The organism is Nonomuraea sp. B5E05 (genome assembly GCF_039880665.1).
In the GTDB taxonomy this organism is placed as follows: Bacteria; Actinomycetota; Actinomycetes; order Streptosporangiales; family Streptosporangiaceae; genus Nonomuraea.
The window spans coordinates 22,385-37,522 of the sequence record NZ_JBDPMJ010000044.1 but is presented as its reverse complement, the minus strand read 5'-3'; the positions used below and the strand labels follow the sequence as shown (position 1 = coordinate 37,522).

At 70.2% G+C, this 15,138-nt stretch carries 14 protein-coding genes; 3 read left to right on the top strand and 11 right to left on the bottom strand.

Annotated features, from left to right (window positions below; translation table 11 throughout):
* Position 1: 1 nt before the first annotated feature.
* From fabF to ABGB01_RS42645, 8 genes are all read right to left on the bottom strand, one after another.
* A complete protein-coding gene (fabF, locus tag ABGB01_RS42680) occupies positions 2 to 1,234 on the bottom strand; it encodes a beta-ketoacyl-ACP synthase II (RefSeq protein ID WP_347779742.1) in 1,233 nt (410 codons plus the stop codon).
* A gap of 49 nt (positions 1,235 to 1,283) precedes the next feature.
* The gene (locus tag ABGB01_RS42675) at positions 1,284 to 1,523 is read right to left on the bottom strand and encodes an acyl carrier protein (RefSeq protein ID WP_043614464.1); all 240 of its coding nucleotides are present in this window, start codon (positions 1,521 to 1,523) and stop codon (positions 1,284 to 1,286) included.
* A 92-nt stretch (positions 1,524 to 1,615) separates the two neighbouring features.
* Positions 1,616 to 2,572, bottom strand: a complete 957-nt coding sequence (locus tag ABGB01_RS42670) for a beta-ketoacyl-ACP synthase III (protein WP_347779740.1) — start codon at positions 2,570 to 2,572, stop codon at positions 1,616 to 1,618.
* Positions 2,569 to 3,465 (bottom strand): ACP S-malonyltransferase, encoded by an 897-nt coding sequence (locus ABGB01_RS42665; RefSeq protein WP_347617909.1) that lies wholly within the window; start codon positions 3,463 to 3,465, stop codon positions 2,569 to 2,571. Before ABGB01_RS42665 ends, ABGB01_RS42670 begins: the two co-directional genes overlap by 4 nt.
* A gap of 103 nt (positions 3,466 to 3,568) precedes the next feature.
* Positions 3,569 to 4,693: a helix-turn-helix domain-containing protein gene (locus ABGB01_RS42660; RefSeq protein ID WP_347779757.1), complete on the bottom strand. Its 1,125-nt coding sequence runs from the start codon at positions 4,691 to 4,693 to the stop codon at positions 3,569 to 3,571.
* A gap of 104 nt (positions 4,694 to 4,797) precedes the next feature.
* The gene (locus ABGB01_RS42655) at positions 4,798 to 5,229 is read right to left on the bottom strand and encodes a DUF350 domain-containing protein (protein ID WP_347646957.1); all 432 of its coding nucleotides are present in this window, start codon (positions 5,227 to 5,229) and stop codon (positions 4,798 to 4,800) included.
* Positions 5,230 to 5,302: 73 nt separating this feature from the next.
* On the bottom strand, positions 5,303 to 6,448 hold the full coding sequence (locus ABGB01_RS42650) for a glutathionylspermidine synthase family protein (RefSeq protein WP_347779737.1): 1,146 nt from the start codon (positions 6,446 to 6,448) through the stop codon (positions 5,303 to 5,305).
* 3 nt (positions 6,449 to 6,451) lie between these two features.
* Entirely contained in the window at positions 6,452 to 6,856 is a 405-nt protein-coding gene (locus tag ABGB01_RS42645; RefSeq protein ID WP_347779735.1) for a hypothetical protein, read from the bottom strand.
* A 100-nt stretch (positions 6,857 to 6,956) separates the two neighbouring features.
* Here ABGB01_RS42645 and ABGB01_RS42640 point away from each other — a divergent pair, with 100 nt between their 5' ends.
* The 3 genes from ABGB01_RS42640 to ABGB01_RS42630 all read left to right on the top strand — a co-directional run bounded on the left by ABGB01_RS42640 (position 6,957) and on the right by ABGB01_RS42630 (position 9,272).
* Positions 6,957 to 7,979 (top strand): PHP domain-containing protein, encoded by a 1,023-nt coding sequence (locus ABGB01_RS42640; protein WP_347779734.1) that lies wholly within the window; start codon positions 6,957 to 6,959, stop codon positions 7,977 to 7,979.
* 115 nt (positions 7,980 to 8,094) lie between these two features.
* The gene (locus ABGB01_RS42635; protein ID WP_347779732.1) at positions 8,095 to 8,823 is read left to right on the top strand and encodes a YafY family protein; all 729 of its coding nucleotides are present in this window, start codon (positions 8,095 to 8,097) and stop codon (positions 8,821 to 8,823) included.
* 92 nt (positions 8,824 to 8,915) lie between these two features.
* A complete protein-coding gene (locus tag ABGB01_RS42630) occupies positions 8,916 to 9,272 on the top strand; it encodes a VOC family protein (protein ID WP_347779731.1) in 357 nt (118 codons plus the stop codon).
* A 136-nt stretch (positions 9,273 to 9,408) separates the two neighbouring features.
* Here the strand turns inward: ABGB01_RS42630 and ABGB01_RS42625 are convergent, their stop codons facing one another.
* The 3 genes from ABGB01_RS42625 to aceE form a co-directional block, all read right to left on the bottom strand.
* Positions 9,409 to 10,197, bottom strand: a complete 789-nt coding sequence (locus tag ABGB01_RS42625) for a maleylpyruvate isomerase family mycothiol-dependent enzyme (RefSeq protein WP_347779729.1) — start codon at positions 10,195 to 10,197, stop codon at positions 9,409 to 9,411.
* A 10-nt stretch (positions 10,198 to 10,207) separates the two neighbouring features.
* Complete coding sequence (locus tag ABGB01_RS42620; RefSeq protein WP_347779728.1) at positions 10,208 to 11,704, bottom strand: alpha/beta hydrolase; 1,497 nt, start codon at positions 11,702 to 11,704, stop codon at positions 10,208 to 10,210.
* 117 nt (positions 11,705 to 11,821) lie between these two features.
* The gene (aceE, locus tag ABGB01_RS42615; protein WP_347779727.1) at positions 11,822 to 14,569 is read right to left on the bottom strand and encodes a pyruvate dehydrogenase (acetyl-transferring), homodimeric type; all 2,748 of its coding nucleotides are present in this window, start codon (positions 14,567 to 14,569) and stop codon (positions 11,822 to 11,824) included.
* Positions 14,570 to 15,138: the final 569 nt, after the last annotated feature.

Below are 15,138 nucleotides of genomic sequence, written 5' to 3'. Positions count from 1 at the left end.
TTTATGCCCCCTTAAACACGACGGTCACGTTGTGCCCGCCGAATCCGAACGAGTTGTTGACCGCGGCCACGTCGCCGTCGGGCAGCGTGCGGTTCTTGTCGTGGACGACGTCGACCTCGATGCCGTCGTCGAGATCGTCGATGTTGATGGTGGCGGGAACGATCCGCTCCTGCAGCGCCTTGATCGTGAAGACCGACTCGATGCCGCCCGCGCCGCCGAGCAGGTGCCCGGTCATGGACTTGGTCGACGTCACCAGCGGGTGGGTGCCGATGGCCTTGGCCACGGCCTGCACCTCGCCGACGTCGCCCGCGGGCGTCGAGGTGGCGTGCGCGTTGACGTGCTTGACGTCGTGGCCGGTGACGCCGGCGTCGGTGAGCGCCTGCGTCATCGCCATGATGATGCCCCGGCCGTCGGGCTCGGGCTGAGTGATGTGGTGCGCGTCGGCGGAGTAGCCGACGCCCGAGCAGTAGGCGTAGATGCGCGCGCCCCGCGCCCTGGCGTGTTCCTCCGACTCCAGCACCACGATGCCGGCGCCCTCGCCGAGCACGAACCCGTCGCGGCCGCGGTCCCACGGCCTGGATGCGCCCGCCGGGTCGTCGTTGCGGGTGGACATGGCCCGCGCGGCCGCGAAGGCGGCGATGTTGAGGCCGTGGATGGCGGCCTCGGTGCCGCCGGCGACCACCACGTCGGCTCGGCCCACCCTGATCATGTCCATCGCGTGGCCGATGGCCTCGGCGCCGGACGCGCACGCCGACACCGTGGCGTGCACACCCGCCTGGGCGCCCAGGTCGAGCCCGATCCAGGCGGCCGGGCCGTTGGGCATGAGCATCGGCACGGTGAAAGGCGACAGCCGGTTCCAGCCGCGCTCGCGGTAGGTGTCGTAGGCGCTCAGCGTGGTGTTGATGCCTCCGATGCCGCTGGAGACCACGACGCCGAGCCGCTCCGGCGGCACCTCGGGAGAGCCGGCGTCCTGCCAGGCCTCCCTCGCGGCGACCATCGCGAACTGCTCGCTGCGGTCGAGGCGGCGGGCCTCGGGCCGCGGCAGAACCTCGGTGGGGTCGACCGCGGCCGTCCCCGCGAACGTCACGGGGACGGTGTCGATCCAGTCCGTGGTGAGAGCCTCGACACCCGACTGACCGGCGAGGAGCGCCGTCCAGGTCGAGGTGACGTCTCCACCGACGGGCGTCGTCGCGCCGAGCCCGGTGACGACGACACGTACCCGGTTCGCACTCACGTTTCGCGCTCCCTTGCTGATCAGTACTGGTCGGATCGGGTGTTGCGGCTCAGTTCTGGATGAAGGTGAGGACGTCCTTGACCGTCTTCAGGTTCTTGAGCTGGTCGTCGGGGATCTCGACGCCGAACTCGTCCTGGGCGGCCACGGCGATCTCGACCATGGACAGGGAGTCGATGTCGAGGTCGTCCACGAAGCTCTTCTCGGGGGTCACCTCGGACGCCGGAATGCCGGTGATCTCGTTGATGATCTTGCCAAGGCCCTCGAGGATGTCCTGCTCGGTGGCAGCCATGTCGCTATTTCTCCTTTGGTTTCCTGGGAATCTGTGCGGTTGCGCCGCACCAGTCCTTATTTGGGCGGGCACGGCGCAGACCGTGCCCGATCCTACGGAATCTCGATCACTTGGCCCGCGTAGGTCAGGCCGGCGCCGAAGCCGAGCACCAGCGCGAGATCGCCCGTGCGGACCTCGCCACGCTCCACCATGCGCGAGAGCGCGAGAGGGATGGAGGCGGCCGAGGTGTTGCCCGCGGTGACGATGTCGCGCGCGATGACGGCCTGGTCGGCGCCCAGCTTACGGGCGATGGCCTCGATGATGCGCAGATTGGCCTGGTGGGGTACGAACGCGGCCAGCTCGGACGGGTCGACACCCGCCCGCGAGCAGGCCTCGAGCGCCACCGGATGCAGCGCGGTGGAGGCCCAGCGGAAGACCGTCTGGCCCTCCTGCCGGAGGTAGTCGGCCCGGTCCTTGATGATGATCGCGTCGGACTTGTCGCCGGCGCTGCCCCACACCACGGGGCCGATGCCGGGCGTCTCCGACGGGGCCACCACCGCGGCCCCCGCGCCGTCGGCGAAGATCACGGCGGTGGACCTGTCGGTCCAGTCGATCCACTGCGACAGCTTCTCCGCGCCGATGACCAGCACGTTCCTGGCCGCGCCACCGCGCACCGCGGCGCTGGCGGTGCCGAGGGCGTAGCAGAACCCGGCGCAGGCGGCGTTGACGTCGAACGCCCCGGGCGACTGGATGCCCAGGCGGTGGGCGACGATGGCGGAGGCGTTGGGGATCTGTGTCTCGAGCGTGCACGTGGCGACGATGACGAGGTCGATGTCCTCCGGCGACAGCCCGCCGGCGGCCAGTGCCTTGCCTCCGGCGATGGTGGCCATGTCCTCCAGCGACTCACCGTCGGGCGCGATCCTGCGCTCCTTGATGCCGACCCGGGACAGGATCCACTCGTCGTTGGTCTCCATGGTCTTCGCCAGGTCGTCGTTGGTGACCACGTTGGCGGGCTGGTAGTGGCCGAGGGCGAGCACCTTGGCGCCAGGGGCGATGTCGGGAATCTTCACGGGATCAGCTCCCTGGCCGCGTCGAGGTCGTCTGGGGTCTTCAGCGCGACGGTCCGCACGCCGCGCAGGGCACGCTTGGCCAGGCCGGTCAGCGTGCCGCCGGGCAGCAGCTCGATGATCCCGGTGACGCCGAGACCGGACATGGTCTCCATGCAGGCGCCCCATCGGACGGGGCTGCTGACCTGCTGGACCAGCCGCTCGACGAACTCGGCGCCGGTGGCGACCGGCCGGCCGTCGAAGTTGGACAGCAGCGTGACCCTCGGGTCGGCGGGCGTGACGTTCCTGGCCGCCTCGCGCAGGCTCTCGACCGCCGTGGCCATGTGGGCGGTGTGGAAGGCGCCTGCCACGGAGAGCGAGATGAGCCGGGCGCGGGCGGGCGGATCGGCCTTGAACGCGGCCAGCTGCTCGATGGTGCCGCCGGCCACGATCTGCCCGGCGCCGTTGATGTTGGCGGCGGTGAGCCCGTGCCTGTCGATCGCGGCGAGAACCTCCTCCTCGACGCCGCCGAGCACGGCCGTCATGCCGGTCTCGGTGATGGCGGCGGCCTTGGCCATGGCCTGGGCGCGGTCGCGGATCAAGGAGAGCGCCTGCTCAGGGGTGAGCACCCCGGCCAGCGCGGCTGCGGCGAACTCGCCGACGCTGTGCCCGGCCACGACGTCGGGGGCCGCGCCGAGCGCCTCGGCGGAGGCCAGCGCGGCGGCCACGAGCAGCGGCTGGGCGACGGCGGTGTCGCGGATCTCGTCGGCGCCGGCGGTCGTGCCCTGGGCGATCAGATCGACCCCGGCGACCTCGGACCACGAGCCGAGCCTGTCGGCCAGACCGGGCAACTCAAGCCATGGAGCCAGGAACCCTGGCGTTTGGGCACCTTGGCCCGGAGCGACGAGTACAAGCACAAAATCCACCATGCCCTGTAGAAGTCCGACACGCGGATGGAGATCCGTACGAACTTTGTCCAGGGTGATTTGTAGGAACCCTACAGTGGGGATTGCGGCGCGGTTACGTTAGAGCGCGCCAGCTCGCTGCACTCTCCGCGAGCCTGCCGAGGATGAGCCCCACCTGGAGAGTGAAGGCGGACCTGCCCTCGGTGGGCTGGTAGCCCGTCAGCTCGGTGATCTTCTTGAGGCGGTAGCGCACGGTGTTGGGATGGACGAACAGCAGCCGGGCCGTGGCCTCCAGCGAGGTGCCCTGCTCCAGGTAGGTGGCCAGCGTGTCGAGCAGCGGGGTGCCCGCGAGCGGCAGGTAGACGCTCTCGATGAGCTGCCGCCTGGCGTCGAGGTCGCCGTCGAGTGCCCGCTCGGCCAGCAGGTCCTCGGCGTGTACGGGCCTCGGCGCGTCGGGCCACCCTGACGACGCCTTCAGCCCGGCCAGCGCCGCCCTGGCCGAATTGGCGGCGGCGTGCAGGTCGGCCACCTCGGGGCCGATGACGATGGGGCCGACGCCGAAACGGGCCACGACCTGCTTGGCCGCGTCGTTGACGCTGCCAGCGCCGCCCACGATCACGATCAGCCGGTCGGCCTGGACCCCCGCCAGCAGGTCCATGCCGATGCGGCGGCCCTTCTCCCGCAGGCCGTCGATGACGGCGCGCGGGTCGCCCTCGGGGGCGTGCCCGGCGATGACGACGACGGGGGAGGAGGTCCAGCCCAGGGCGGCGGCCCACGAGTGCAGGCCGTCGTCCACCTCGCCGCGCACCAGGGCGTCCACGATCAGGGCCTCGAGCCTGGCGTCCCACGACCCCCTGGCCTCGGCCTCGCGGGCGTAGACGTGGGCGGCGGCGAAGGCGACGTCGCGGGTGTAGCGCAGCATGGCCTGCTGGAGCTCGTCCTCGCCGCCGGGCGCGGCCAGCTCGTGGGTCTGCGCCTCGACCACCTCGACCACGACCCTGACGATGTCGACGGTCTGCTGGAGCGAGATCGACCGTTTGAGCTCGCGCGGCGCCGTGCCGAAGAACTCGATGCTGGGCGTGCGCCGCCCCTCACCGGCGGTCGAGAACCACTCGACGAACGCGGCGATGCCGGCCTGGGCCACGAGCCCCACCCACGACCGGTCCTCGGCGCTGAGCGCCCGGAACCACGGCAGTTGCTCGTCCATGCGCGCCATCGCCGCCGTGCCGAGCGAGCCCATGGCCCGCTCGAGCCTGCGTGTCGTGTCCTCCCGGGTCCGCTCTGTCACGCCTCCTAGAGTGCCAGGTCTCCTCGGCTGACCGGAACGGCGGCTCGTCCCCTCCGTCAGATGACGGCGACGGCGGTGATGAGCCCGATCGCGACATGGGTCACCGCGAGCAGCCGCGCGCCCGGCTGCAGGTCGGGCTCCTTGACCAGCTCGCGTACGGAGATGCCGACCACCCGGTCGAAGATCAGCATGGCCACCGTCTGCACCACGATGCCGACCAGCCCGAACACCGCGGTGCCCGCGAGGCCCTCCGTGAGCCGGCCGCCCGACGACCAGATCGAGGCGGCCACGATGAGCCCGATGGCGGCCATGGCCGAGCAGGCCAGCAGGGTGGCGTTGGGGTTGCGCTCGTTGCGGATGACCTCGCTCAGCTTGCCGGGCGTGGCCCAGTCGATCACGTAGAACCCGACGATCATCAGGATCACGCCGACGGCGGCGTACGCGGCGACGGCGCCTGAGCCGCGGGCGAGGATTTCGAGAAGAGTCACGTCAGTTCAGTTCCAATCACGGGGAGCGTGCCCGCCCAGAGCTGGGGCGGGCAGATGTCGGTCGGGGAACACGTCAGTCAGCGATGCGGTGCGGGACGAACGATGAGGTGTCGTCGGTGATGAGGCCGGTGGTCTCCCTGATGCCGAGCCCGGCGGCCTCGTCGGCGACCACCCAGGCTCCGAGCACCGGCCGCTGCCCCTCGAAGGCGGGCAGCGCCTCGAAGCCCTGGAACACGTACCCCTCGCGGCCGTAGACGCCGGGGGTCTCCTGGGTGCCCTCGGGGGTGACGATGCGCATGGAGGCTCCCTCCCTGCCGAGCAGCGGCTTGGCGATGTAGGAGGTGAGGTCACGAGGGCCGTCGAGGTAGGCGGGCATGAGGTTGGGATGGCCGGGATGGAGCTCCCACAGCAGGGCCAGCAGCGCCTTGTTGGACAGCAGGGTCTTCCACAGCGGCTCGATCCAGGTGGCGTGGCGTACGGCGTGCCGCCCGAAGTCCTCGGCCAGCATCCACTCCCAGGGGTAGAGCTTGAACGCGGAGCGGATCATCCGCTCCTCGACGTCGACGAAGCGGCGGTTGAGGGAGTCCCAGCCGATGTCCTCCATGGCCACGGAGACGGTCTGCAGGCCCGCCTGCTCGGCGGTCTCCTGCAGGTAGGCCACGGTCATGGCCTCCTCGCCCGTCTCGTCCATGTTGGTGAACGCGAAGTGCGTGGGACCGGGCGGCAGCCCCAGCTGCGTCCAGCGCTCGATGAGCCGCTCGTGCACGGAGTTCCACTGGTCACCGCCGGGGTGGGTGTCCTGCAACCAGAACCACTGGATCACCGACGACTCCACCAGGGAGGTGGGCGTGTCGGCGTTGTACTCCAGCAGCCTGGCCGGGCCCGTGCCGTCGTAGCGCAGGTCGAAGCGGGCGTACAGGTGGGGGTCGCGGCGCTCCCACGAGCGCGCGACGTCCTCCCACGCCCATTCGGGGATGGCGAAGTCGGCGAAGCGGCTCGCCGAGACCACGTGCTCGACAGTGCTCAGGCACATGGCGTGCAGCTCTTCGACCTGCTCCTCCAGCTCCTCGACCTCGTCCATCGAGAAGACGTAGTGGACGGACTCGTCCCAGTAGGGGCGGCTCAGCCCCGACGGGTGCGCGGCCTTGTGGTAAGCCAGGCCCTGGCTCTCGATCGTCTCTTCCCAGCCTGGCCTGGGAGTGCCGTGCTCGCGCCGCACCTGTCAGCCCCCGCCGCCCCACTTGCTGCCGAAGCCGCCTCGCTGGATGGACTTGCCGTTGCGGGTGTTGATGTCGACGTTGGACGGCCGGTAGGTGGTGCCACCGCGCACCCGGTTGCCGACCCGGGTGCCGCCGTAGTACCAGAGGTAGGCCCCACGCGACCCGCCGTAGTAGTGCGTGCCGCCGTCGTCGTCATCGTCGCAGTAGTCGTCGTCGACGATCTGGTAGCTGCCGTCGTCGAGCCGCATGACGCAGTCCGCGGTGACCTCCTCGTCGTCCTGCACGGCTGCGCAGTAGCCGACCAGCATCACGGACAGGACGCCGAGGATCGTGAGAGGGACGGCTTTCGACGCCTTGCGCGGAGGCTGCGGAGGCGAGTGGTGGGTGGGCGGCGGTGGTGGTGCCATCAAGCTCCTGCTTTCATGGGCCGATTACTCTAGCGGCGGCGTCCGTCCGTGTTCAATGAGTAATTAGTGCATCTCGATTTATTTCGGCTATGGAGGATGTATGGATCCGGTCATGGCCCTGCGCGAGATCGCCTTCCTGCTGGAGCGCGCAGGCGAGCCCACCTACCGTGTACGGGCCTTCCGCCGCGCCGCCGCGGTCGTCGCCGACCTCCCCGAGGACGAGCTCGTGCGGCTGGCCCGCACCGATGGGCTCGGCGACCTGCCGGGCATCGGCAAGGTCACCGCTCTCGTGGTCAACGAAAGTCTCGACGGCCAGGTTCCGACCTACCTGCGAAGGTTGCACGCCACGGAGGGCGTCGAGCTCGACGCCGAGACCGCCGCGCTGCGCACCGCGCTGAAAGGCGACCTGCACAGCCACTCGGACTGGTCGGACGGCGGGTCGCCGATCGAGGAGATGGCCGAGACCGCCGCCGGGCTCGGCCACGAATATCTGGCGCTGACCGACCACTCGCCCCGCCTGACGGTGGCCAAGGGACTCTCGGCCGAGCGCCTGGAGCGCCAGCTGGGCGTGGTGGCCGAGCTGAACGAGCGCCTGGCCCCGTTCAGGATCCTGACCGGCATCGAGGTGGACATCAACCCGGACGGCTCACTCGACCAGGAACGGGAGCTGCTCCAACGGCTCGACGTGGTGGTGGCCGGCGTGCACTCCAAGCTCCGCATGGACGGCGCGGACATGACCCGCAGGATGGTCACCGCCATCGCCGACCCTCTCGTGGACGTGCTGGGGCACTGCACCGGCCGGGTGGTGCGGGCCGGCGGGCGGCGCGGGGAGCGCAGGGCGGAGTCGGAGTTCGAGGCGGAGCTGGTGTTCGAGGCGTGCCGGCGGTTCGGGGTGGCGGTCGAGATCAACTCGCGGCCCGACCGGCTCGACCCGCCCAAGCGGCTGATGCGGCTGGCGTACGAGATGGGGTGCGTCTTCGCGATCGACTCCGACGCGCACGCCCCGGGACAGCTCGACTGGCAGCGGTACGGCTGCGAGCGGGCGGCCATGTGCGGCATCGAGGCGGAGCGCCTCGTCAACGCCTGGCCCCTGGACAGGCTCCTCGACTGGACCCGGGCCTGACGCTCCGAGCACCCTCCCTCCGGTCGTCAGATCTTTGTAGTCTTGCGGTGAGGCAGGGGTTACCGGGCGCCGCGGGGGCCCGCGGTTGTCGGTGGCGCGGCGTAGCGTCGCGGCTGTGAACCGTACCGACCGGCTCTACGCGCTCGTCGAAGACCTGCGCGCCATCGCGCCGCGCTGCCGCTCCGCCCGCGAGCTCGCCGGGCGGTTCGAGGTGAGCGTGCGCACGATCGAGCGCGACATCACCGCGCTGCAGGAGTCCGGCGTCCCGATCTACGCCCAGCCGGGCCGCAAGGGCGGTTACGCCATCGACAGGAAGATGTCCCTTCCCCCGCTCAACTTCAGCCCGGCCGAGGCGGTGGCGATCGCGGTGGCGCTCAGCCAGGCCGGCGACCAGCCCTTCGGCCGTCAGGCCCGCAGCGCGTTACGCAAGGTGGTGGCCGCGATGCCGGGGCCCGAGGGCGAGCTCGCCAGAGAGCTGGCCCGGCGGGTGCAGCTCGTCCAGCCGCCCGACCAGCCCGCCGCCGGCATCCAGCCCCTGGGCGCCGAGGGCATCTCCCGGGCCATTGAGGAGGCGCTGCTGCGCCGCCGCGTGCTCAGGCTCGACTACGCCGACGCCAAGGGCGCGCTGACCTCGCGCGACGTCGAGCCGGGGGTGTTTCTGGGCGGGCGTGGCGGTTTCTGGTATCTCGTGGCGTGGTGCCGGCTCCGCGACGACGTACGCGTGTTCCGCCTCGACCGCATCGCCTCCGCCACCGTCACCGGCGAGCGCTGCCCCGAGCGCCCGCTCGAGGGGTTCGCCACCGACGTGCCTGAGATGGTCGTCCACGGCACCACCCTCGACTGAACTCATGCTCGAAAAATCAAGAGGAAACACCGACATAGGGTTGTCGCTCTGCCGTTAGATCGTTGTCCTGTTAGACAACTGAGGAGACGATGATGGACAACACGGTGACGTGGTTCGAGGTCGCGAGTGACGACCCCGAGGGCGCCGAGAGGTTCTACGGCGGCTTGTTCGGCTGGGCCTTCACCGGAGAGGGCGGCCCGATCGACTACCGCACGATCAGCCGGCCGGGCGGTGACCAGCCGATGGGCGGGCTGTTCAACACCAAGGGCGAGTTCCCCAACCACGCGCTCTTCCACGTGCAGGTCGCCGACGTCGAGGAGACCTGCGCCAAGAGTGAGTCGCTCGGCGGCAAGGTGCTGATGAAGGTGATCGACGACGGTGCCGGCACCGACTTCGCCTACGTGAGCGACGTGTCCGGCAGCGTCTTCGGGGTCTTCCACCGCAGGTGATCATCCGGGCGGGGGCCGGGGGAGCGCCTTCCCCGCGACCACCGGCCCCCGCCCGGGCCGCTCCACCAGGAGCGGTTCACCGAAACGCCCTGGACACGCCGCCGATCGCCGAGCGGCGGCGCGTCCAGGGCGATCGTCAGAAGTCGACGGCGGCCAGCCAGCGGCCGAGGAGGTCGCGGTCGCCGTGCACGGTCAGGTCGCCCGGTGAGCGCCTGCCATAGAGCATGAGCAGCAGATCCGACACCGGTCCCTGGACGGCGGTGTCGCCCTTGGCGTGGCCGCGCACCCAGGTGATCTTCCCGGCGGGGCCCTGCGTGATGGTCCACTCGCCCTCGCCGTCGCTCGCGTGGAGGTGGATCGTGGCCCCCTCCACACCGAGCCCGGCCAGCGACCGGGTGACCCAGGCGGCGTGCGGCAGGTTGTGCAGGAATTCCTCGACGCCGTCGATGGCGGTCTCCGCCGGGACGACCGGGTCGAGGCCGAGCGCGAGCTCGGCGTCGACCCGGTGGACCACCAGCTCGAAGAGCATCCGGCGTGTCCACCACGCGGCCCGCCCGTCCGGGCCCCAGGTCCACACCTCCAGCTCCGGATCGGTGGTGCGCAGCGTGTCGAGCAGCTCGGCGGCCCCCGCCATCAGCCAGCCGGGGTCGCCGCTGCGCCCCTCGGCCAGCCCGCTCGGCACCTGCCGCGACCAGATCTTCTCCCGCACCTGGTTGCGCAGCACGTGGACCGCCCAGCGATGGGTCTGGCCGACATGCGTGACCAGCTCCGCGAGCGTCCATCCCGGGCACGTCGGCACCGCCACCGACAGGTCGCCGGCCAGGGCGGCCAGGCGCGCGGCCTCGGTCTCTATCCCCGCGATGCGCGCGTCGCGCGACTCGTTCTCCGTCTTCTGGCCCGCGTTCTGAGCGTTGTTCTGCGTCACCTGGCCCAGCCTAGGCCGCCGGGCAGCTGGCGCCCTTCTCGGGCACCTTGCCGTCGAGCAGGTACGCGTCCACCAGCCCGCGCACGCACTTGCTGCCCGACAGGTACGCCCCGTGCCCCTCGCCCTCGTACGTCACCAGCGTGGCCGTCTTGAGCTGGGACGTCAGCTTGGGCGCCCACTGGTACGGCGTGGCCGGGTCGCCCTTGCCGCCCACCACCACGATCGGCGCGGACCCGGTGGCGTCCACGTGCCGCGCCTGGTTGCTGCCCTTGACCGGCCAGACCCGGCACAACCCGCCCGAGCCCTCGCTGCCGAACAGCGGCGAGATCTTCAGCGCGGCCGCCTCGGTGCGCCGCAGGTCGGCCTTGCTGGGGCGCTCCGCGGTGTCGGCGCAGGTGATGGCAGGGAAGCTGGTCATCTGCGTGGAGTAGGTGCCGTCATCCCTGCGTCCGGTGTAGTTGTCGGCGAGGTAGAGCAGCGCCTCGCCGTTGCCTTTGAGCCCTTCGCTGAGCGACTGCTCCAGGAACGGCCAGGTCAGCTCGGAGTAGAGGGCGGCGGCCACGGCGGTGGAGGCCAGCCCCTGCGTCAGCGTGCGCCCGTGAACGTTGAGCGGCTTGGTGGTCAGCTGCATCAACAGGTTCTCGACGTTGCGGTTGGCGGTGGCCTCGTCCTTGCCGAGCGCGCACGTGGTCTTGACGCACGAGCGCAGGAAGCTCTGGTACGCCTGCTGGAAGCCGCGCGTCTGGGCCAGCGTGCGCTGCTCGAACGAGACCGTCGGGTCGAGCGGCGCGTCGAGCACCATCCGGCCCACGTTGTGGGGGAACTCGGTGGCGTAGACGGCGCCGAGCTGCGTGCCGTACGACATGCCGACGTAGTTGAGCTTGGAGTCGCCCACGGCGGCGCGGATGCGGTCCATGTCACGGCTGGCGTTCACGGTGCCGACGTGGGGCAGGATCTTGCCGGAGTCGCGCTCGCAGAGCTCGGCGAACCTCTTGTTGGCCGCCGTGGCGCGCCGGCGCGTCTCCTCGCCGGGCGGCAGCGTGTTCAGCGAGGTGTACGCCTCCAGCTCGGAGGCGTCGCCGCAGCGCACGCCCGAGCTGCGATCGACGCCGCGCGGGTCGAAGCTGATCAGGTCGTAGCGGGTCCGCAGCGTGGTGAGCGCCTTGGCCGCCTGGTCGAGCGTGTCGACGCCGGACGCGCCCGGGCCGCCGAAGTTGAACACCACGGATCCGAGCCGCTTGTCCTTGCCGGTGGCGGGCAGCTTGATGAGCGCCAGGTCGAGCTGCTCGCCGTCGGGTTCGTCGTAGTCGAGCGGCACCGCGAGCGTGCCGCACCGCACTGAGCTGTCCTGGCGGGCGGGAGGCTCACCGTCGGGACGCTCGATGTCGGTGCACGGCCCCCAGTCGATCGTGGCCGTCTCGCCGGGGGCGTCCGTGGCGGGCTCGGCGGGTGCGGTGGAGCAGCCGGCTGCGGTCACGAGCAGGGCGGCGGCTAGGACACGTCGCATATCGATGGAACTTCCCCTCGTCTCTCAGGGGGAAGTAGTGCCCACAATACGTGACCGTGCACCAAACCCGGGTGAGGCGGCGCGTATCCACCCTGTTCGCGCCGCCATCGGGACGGGTCAGACGCCCATCGACTGCGTGTCGTTGCTCTCGGCGCCGCCCGCCTCGGTGACGCCGTTCTTCAGGTGGTAGCGGGCGATGGCCTCGCGCAGCACCTCGCCGCCGAGCTCACCCTGCTTGACCAGGCTGGACAGCACGGCCAGCGTGATCGACGCCGCGTCCACGTGGAAGTGGCGGCGCAGCGCCGAGCGGGTGTCGGACAGGCCGAACCCGTCGGTGCCCAGCGAGGACCAGTCACCCGGCACCCACTGCGCGATCTGGTCCTGGACGGCCTTCATGTAGTCGCTGACGCCCACGAACGGCCCGCGGGCCTGCGACAGCACCTGCGTCACGTAGGGGACGCGCCGCTCGGCGTCGGGGTGCAGCAGGTTGTGCTCCTCGCAGGCCAGGGCCTCGCGGCGCAGCTCGGTCCACGACGTCGCCGACCACACGTCGGCCGACACGCCCCAGTCCTCGGCCAGCAGCCGCTGCGCCTCCATCGCCCACGGGCCGGCGACGCCCGAGGACAGGATGTTGGCCTTCGGCCCCTGCGTCTGCGGCCCCTCGGCGAACTTGTAGAGGCCCTTGAGCAGGCCCTGCACGTCGATGTGCGGGGGCTGCGCCGGCTGCAGGTAGGGCTCGTTGTAGACGGTCAGGTAGTAGAAGATGTCCTCCGGCTGGTCGCCGTACATCCTCCTGAGGCCGTCCTTGACGATGTGGGCCACCTCGAACGCCCAGGACGGGTCGTAGATGACCGCGGCCGGGTTGGTCGAGCCGATGAGCGGCGTGTGGCCGTCCTCGTGCTGCAGGCCCTCGCCGTTGAGCGTGGTGCGGCCCGCGGTGGCGCCGAGCAGGAAGCCGCGGCCCATCTGGTCGCCCAGGGCCCACATCTGGTCGCCGGTGCGCTGGAACCCGAACATCGAGTAGAAGATGTAGATCGGGATCATGTGCTCGCCGTGCGTGGCGTACGACGTGCCGGCGGCGATGGTCGAGGCCATCGAGCCCGACTCGCTGATGCCCTCGTGCAGGATCTGCCCCTGCACCGCCTCCTTGTAGGACAGCAGCAGCTCCCTGTCGACGGCCTCGTAGGTCTGGCCGTGCGGCGAGTAGATCTTCGCCGTCGGGAACATGGCGTCGAGGCCGAACGTGCGGGCCTCGTCCGGGATGATCGGCACGAACCTGTGGCCGATCTCCTTGTCGCGCATGAGGTCCTTCAGCAGCCGTACGAACGCCATCGTGGTGGCGACCTGCTGCTTGCCCGAGCCCTTCTGGAAGGTGGAGTAGACCTCGTCGCCGGGCAGCTTGACCGGCTTGGCGCGGACGACCCGTTTGGGCAGCACGCCGCCGAGCGCGGCGCGGCGCTCCATCATGTACTGGATCTCGGGGTCGTTCTCGCCCGGGTGGAAGTAGGGGGGCAGCTCGCCCTCGAGTGCGGAGTCGGGGATCGGCAGGTAGAGCCGGTCACGGAACTCCTTGAGCTCGGCCTTGGTGAGCTTCTTCATCTGGTGGGTGGCGTTGCGGGCCTCGAAGTCCTTGCCCAGCGTCCAGCCCTTGATGGTCTGGGCGAGGATCACGGTCGGCTGGCCGACGTGCTCGCGGGCCGCCTTGAACGCGGCGTAGACCTTGTGGTAGTCGTGGCCGCCGCGCGACAGCTTGCGGATGTCGTCGTCGGTCAGGTGCTCGGCCATCTTGCGCAGGCGCGGGTCGGAGCCGAAGAAGTGCTCGCGGATGTAGGCGCCCGACTCGACGGAGTAGGTCTGGAACTGGCCGTCGGGCGTCGTGTTCATCTGGTTGACCAGCACGCCGTCGACGTCGGCCGCCAGCAGCGGGTCCCAGTCGCGGCCCCACACGACCTTGATGACGTTCCAGCCGGCGCCACGGAAGTAGGACTCCAGCTCCTGGATGATCTTGCCGTTGCCGCGCACCGGGCCGTCGAGCCGCTGCAGGTTGCAGTTGATCACGAACGTGAGGTTGTCGAGCTCCTCGCGCGCCGCCACGCCGATGGCGCCGAGCGACTCGGGCTCGTCCATCTCGCCGTCGCCCAGGAACGCCCACACGTGGCTGCGGCTGGTGTCCTTGATCTGCCGGTTGAGCAGGTAGCGGTTGAATCGCGCCTGGTAGATCGCGCCGATCGGGCCCAGGCCCATGGAGACCGTCGGGAACTCCCAGAAGTCGGGCATCAGCCGCGGGTGGGGATAGGAGGGCAGACCGTGGAAGCCGTGCGACAGCTCCTGGCGGAACGCGTCGAGCTGGCTCTCGTTGAGCCGGCCTTCGAGGAAGGCGCGGGCGTAGATGCCCGGCGCGGCGTGCCCCTGGAAGAAGACCTGGTCGCCCGACTCGCCGTGGTCCTTGCCGCGGAAGAAGTGGTTGAAGCCCACTTCGTAGAGCGACGCGGCCGAGGCGTAGGTGGCGATGTGGCCGCCCACGTTGGTGCGGGCGTTGGCCCTCGACACCATGATGGCCGCGTTCCAGCGGATGTAGGCGCGGATGCGGCGTTCGACGTGCTCGTCACCCGGGAACCAGGGCTCGCGCTCCGGCGGGATCGTGTTGATGTAGTCGGTGCTGCGCAGGCCCGGCACGCCGACCTGGTGCTCACGGGCCCGTTCGAGCATGCGGAGCATCAGGTAGCGGGCTCTGGTGCGGCCTTCGGTCTTGACGACGTTGTCGAGAGACTCGAGCCACTCGTTGGTCTCACTGGGATCGACATCAGGCAGCTGGCTGGGTAGGCCGTCGCTGATGATCGAGAATCGCTGGCGTCCGGAAGCCACTGGGTCTCGCCTTCCGAGGTGGACTGATGACTGGTCTGGGTCGCCTTCCATCCTGGTCGCTAGTCGTAGAAAACGCATCTCTACTCGCCGGTAACCAGGGTGTCCCTGCTGGCAGGAGGGGTGCCGATGGCCTAGACCACCGATGGTAGGACGAATCTCGCCACAGGTTACATCCCGGGAGCAATTTAACAAGACCGGAAAAGGAACGAAATTTCGCCCATAGGGCCTGGATCGGTCCCGAAGGCTCGCCGTACGAGAACCTGCCCTGGAGGGGCGGGGGTGCCGCACCTGGCGCCGTGCCGCGCGAGTCTAGCCCCCTTCTCTGGCGCCGCCCCGGACGGGGGCGGGCGCCGGGCCTCCTCTATTGAGGTGCGCGCGCGTATAGACGTATCCCGCTAGACGTATCCCGCGCCGGTGATCTTCGGGTCGCGCCCTCAGGAGGGCCGCTGTTCGCTCACAGGTGAATCGTCGAGAGGAGGGCGCCGTGGGGTCGGCGGACCGGGCGCCTACGGTCCGAGCCGCGTAACATTTTGGTCATATTTCGGCTTGTCGTCGCTCCGGGCGCAAAA

Excerpts from the sequence above, each read along its gene's own strand:
- ABGB01_RS42675 (WP_043614464.1), bottom strand. The coding sequence starts at position 1,523 with ATGGCTGCCACCGAGCAGGACATCCTCGAGGGCCTTGGCAAGATCATC.
- ABGB01_RS42660 (WP_347779757.1), bottom strand. The coding sequence starts at position 4,693 with ATGGGCTCGCTCGGCACGGCGGCGATGGCGCGCATGGACGAGCAACTG.
- ABGB01_RS42645 (WP_347779735.1), bottom strand. The coding sequence starts at position 6,856 with ATGGCACCACCACCGCCGCCCACCCACCACTCGCCTCCGCAGCCTCCG.
- ABGB01_RS42640 (WP_347779734.1), top strand. The coding sequence starts at position 6,957 with ATGGATCCGGTCATGGCCCTGCGCGAGATCGCCTTCCTGCTGGAGCGC.
- ABGB01_RS42630 (WP_347779731.1), top strand. The coding sequence starts at position 8,916 with ATGGACAACACGGTGACGTGGTTCGAGGTCGCGAGTGACGACCCCGAG.
- ABGB01_RS42620 (WP_347779728.1), bottom strand. The coding sequence starts at position 11,704 with ATGCGACGTGTCCTAGCCGCCGCCCTGCTCGTGACCGCAGCCGGCTGC.